Below are 3822 nucleotides of genomic sequence, written 5' to 3' on the forward strand. Positions count from 1 at the left end.
AGTCCGAAACTCAAGGAGTTTCGTGATGAGCATAGGAGTAGCTGGTGAACCTTGAAGCAAACGAAGCTGAGTGAAACGAAGCCAGTTTGCGGTTGGATAAAATGGTTGAATAGTTGAGTGGTTAGGTGAAAGATTGAAGGGAGAAGGTTGAAGGGAGAAGGGGTAAGGTGATAAGGGGGTAAGGAGGTAAGGTGATAGGGGGGTAAGGGAGTTAGGTGGTAAGGAGGTAAGGTGGTAAGAGAGGATTTGATCCCAATTCCCAATTCCTAATTCCCAATGCCCAATTCCAAATTCCCAACAACATTTATTTCCTTTTTTGTTATAATTTAACATGATACATTTTAAACCCTATGCAGAGCCTATTGAATTTTTACTTCTTACTAAACCTCTTGGCAAATCTATAAGTTTTAAAACCGGTGAGACGATAAAAGCCGAAGTTATAGATATTTTGCCAAATGGAGGAGTTATAGCAAGGATTAAGGGACAGCATGTTGCTATCAAAACCGAAATTCCTCTTCAAAAAGATACTTCCCTTCTTCTTCGTGTAATGGATAGCGGTTCTCCTGACAAAAAACTAAAACTACAACTTATAAACGTTTTTAAACAGAATGAAAAAATATCAAATTTAGAAGAATCCTTAAAAAATATAGATATAAAACAAAATAGTGATATTTTAATAAAGCTTATAGAAGAGTCTCCAAACAATAAAGAGGCTATTTTAAGATTTTTGATAGATAAAGGATTGGTTGATGAGTTAAAAAATATAAACAAAAATATTCAAAATTTTATAACAGAGCTAAACAATGTAAAAAATATAGATACTAAAAGTTTAGAGAGGTTAAGATCTATATTTGTGGATATTTCAAAAATAACAGATAAAAATCTTGAAGAGATATTAAAAAATAGCGGCCTTTTATATGAATCTAAAGTTAAAAAGTTAAATATTCATAAAAATCTTAAAGAGATAGAAGGTGATTTAAAAAATATTTTTTTAAATATACAAGATAGAGTTGATGAGAAAAAAGTCAAAGAGGATATACAAAATATTTTAAATCAGATAGAATCTTTTCAGTTATTATCAAGAACGATAGGGGGATTATATACTTTTTTACCTCTTATTTGGGACTCTTTAAATAGTGGGCAATTTGTGGTTAAAAAGAGTGATGAGAAAGAGCAGTATCTTTGTAAGATTATGCTTGATTTTGATCAGATTGGAGTTGTTGATACCACCCTTTTTTTATATAAAAAAGATTTAAAAATCGATTTTAAAATAGAAAATGATCTATTTAAAAATGCTATACGTAAAAATATAGATTTTTTAATATCAGAACTTAAAAAAGATGATTTTTCAAATATATTTGTAAGTTTTTCTGATGATAGTAAAAATTTGAAAGAGTTGCTTAATTTTAAATCATTAATCGATATTAAGGTATAATTAATTGAGTGCTCTGAAAAATTACTAAATTTCGCTCAAGTCAGATGCGATTTTTGCTAGCTCAACGTTTGAAAATTTTATTAAAAAGTGCAAACGCAATAGCGCCCCTTCGGGGTTGAGTGCACTTTTTTCGCTTAACAGCGAACATAAAATTTTCAAACTAAAATCGCAAAGCTTTCGCTCAATTTGTAATTTTTCAGAGAGTTCAATTGTTAACAATATAAAAGATTTTGAAATGGACAAATCAAAAAAAGAAGCCGTTGCGTTAAAATATAAAAAAACAAAAGATAGAGCTCCCAAAGTTGTAGCAAAAGGCAAAGGTGTAGTTGCTAAAAATATTTTAGAATTTGCCAAAGAAAATGGTATTCCAATTAGAGAAGATCCAGAATTAGTCCAGATACTTTCAAAACTAGATATTTACGATGAGATTCCGCCCCAGCTTTATAAAGCTGTTGCAAAGATATTATCTTTTATATATAAAACAAAAAAAGATTTAAAGGAGTAAAAATGACGGCGGGAGAATTATGTACAAGAGAGACGGTAATTATATATGGAAACGATAATGTTGTTGATGCTGCAAAATTGATGAAAAAATTTCATGTAGGGGATCTTGTGGTGGTTGAAGATTCAGAAGATGGTAGGATACCTATAGGCATAGTGACAGATAGGGATATTGTAGTTGAGGTAGTGGCTTTTGAAGCTAATCCTTCAGATATTTTGATAAAAGATATTATGAGTAAAGATCTGTTAGTTGCTAAAGAAAAAGACGACATATACGATGTTTTGGAAAAAATGAAGGATAAAGGCGTTAAAAGAGTTCCTGTAGTAGATATATACGGATACCTTGTTGGAATATTATCAAGCGATGATATATTGGAGTTGATTTCTGAAGAGTTAAAAGATTTGGTAAAGATACTTTATAAAGAGGTGGAAAAAGAGGAAGAAAAACTTGGTGATTAAATCAGGATAAATGTTATATAAGTTATAATTTTAAAAAATTTTAGGAGCAGGTTAATGAGTCTTAATTTAACTATAAAAGGCGATGCTAAAATAGTAAAAATATATAACGTAACAAGATTGGATATTGAAGGTTTAGATCTAAATAGTTACGATTTGGAAGTTAAAGAGGATGTAAAAGAGTTGTTTGAGATTGTTAATGATTTTGTAGAAACAGGGGAAGCCGATGTTTATGATATGCACAGCGAAATTCATGGTTTGGATCCTGAGAGCTGTAGATTTAAATTATACGATACTACTCAAAAAGAGTTTGTTTTAGATGAGGCGGTATTGAAAAATATCACTCCTCAAGAGCTTCTAAAAGATGTTCAAAATGCCCAAATAGGCGAGATTTTTTATATAAAAAGTTTTGAGGGAGAGGCTCTTTGGGATTTTGATAGCGATATCGAAGAAAAAGATATAGACCCAAGTAATTTTGAGATAGGATATATCGACTGTTCATATGATATGGATCAGTATGATGTTTTTAAAGAGGGAGTTTATGATTTAATTTGTGATACGGTTAATACAGACTATATTAGATATAAAAAAGAGAAGTTTGAATTAGTCGATTTTGTTTTTCATCCAAACCATATTTTTGGACAACTTTATATAGTAAAAGAGGATCCAATCGCTCAGACAAAAGTTTTACAAAAAGTTGAATTTGGCGGAGTTAGATTAGCTGGAACCGATCTTGATATAAGCGATATAGAAAATAACTAAATTGTCCCTTTGGGACAATCAAAATCCAAGCATTAAAATATTATAAAGTTTGTCTATATATTTATCCTCTAAAAGTAAACTTTTTTTATTTTCATATAGATATTTAATTGCTTTTATAGGAAAAGTAGAAGATGGAATACAGCTATAATGAGCCGGCAAAAAGGCTCTTGTTAAAGTGAGGTTATTTTCTATTTTTTGATGGCAAACAAAGCATTTAAAATCTTTATGAAGCCTTCCTTCATATTCAAGTAGCTTAACGTAACTTTCGATACATATCCTTTTTGGATTTTGTATATGCCACTTTTGAGCACTCTCTTCTAAAAGATCAAAATAGATGCTTTCTACCTCGTTTAAATCTCTCAAATGCTCATGCATCCTTTGAATAAACTGCTGCCATATAAGTACTCGCCATGTTTCTTTGAGCCATTTAAAACCAAGATGAGTGATATTTCTTAGTCTTGGAAGATACGCTTTTTGCGAATACTCAATCTCAAAATCTATCTTATACCCTAAATTTATGATACTATGCCTCGCTCCGTAAAATCTATATAATGTATATAGATGTTTTTTTGTTAATATATTTACTATCAAATCTTCATTTTTAGCTGGTGTTATTTTTAAAATATATCCTTGCATTAGTTTTACTACCTATTTTGATATTGGGAATT

At 30.3% G+C, this 3822-nt stretch carries 5 protein-coding genes; 4 read left to right on the forward strand and 1 reads right to left on the reverse strand.

What is annotated here, in order from left to right; translation table 11 throughout:
• Positions 1-331 precede the first annotated feature (331 nt).
• The 4 genes from AC30RD_RS07135 to AC30RD_RS07150 all read left to right on the forward strand — a co-directional run bounded on the left by AC30RD_RS07135 (position 332) and on the right by AC30RD_RS07150 (position 3154).
• Positions 332-1435 (forward strand): hypothetical protein, encoded by a 1104-nt coding sequence (locus AC30RD_RS07135; RefSeq protein ID WP_489493727.1) that lies wholly within the window; start codon positions 332-334, stop codon positions 1433-1435.
• A gap of 235 nt (positions 1436-1670) precedes the next feature.
• On the forward strand, positions 1671-1940 hold the full coding sequence (locus tag AC30RD_RS07140; protein WP_489493728.1) for an EscU/YscU/HrcU family type III secretion system export apparatus switch protein: 270 nt from the start codon (positions 1671-1673) through the stop codon (positions 1938-1940).
• Positions 1941-1942: 2 nt separating this feature from the next.
• Complete coding sequence (locus AC30RD_RS07145; RefSeq protein WP_489493730.1) at positions 1943-2395, forward strand: CBS domain-containing protein; 453 nt, start codon at positions 1943-1945, stop codon at positions 2393-2395.
• Positions 2396-2449: 54 nt separating this feature from the next.
• The gene (locus tag AC30RD_RS07150; RefSeq protein WP_489493731.1) at positions 2450-3154 is read left to right on the forward strand and encodes a hypothetical protein; all 705 of its coding nucleotides are present in this window, start codon (positions 2450-2452) and stop codon (positions 3152-3154) included.
• An 18-nt stretch (positions 3155-3172) separates the two neighbouring features.
• Here the strand turns inward: AC30RD_RS07150 and recO are convergent, their stop codons facing one another.
• Complete coding sequence (gene recO, locus AC30RD_RS07155) at positions 3173-3790, reverse strand: recombination protein RecO (RefSeq protein ID WP_489493732.1); 618 nt, start codon at positions 3788-3790, stop codon at positions 3173-3175.
• Positions 3791-3822: the final 32 nt, after the last annotated feature.

The sequence above is a fragment of the Nitrosophilus sp. genome (assembly GCF_982775275.1).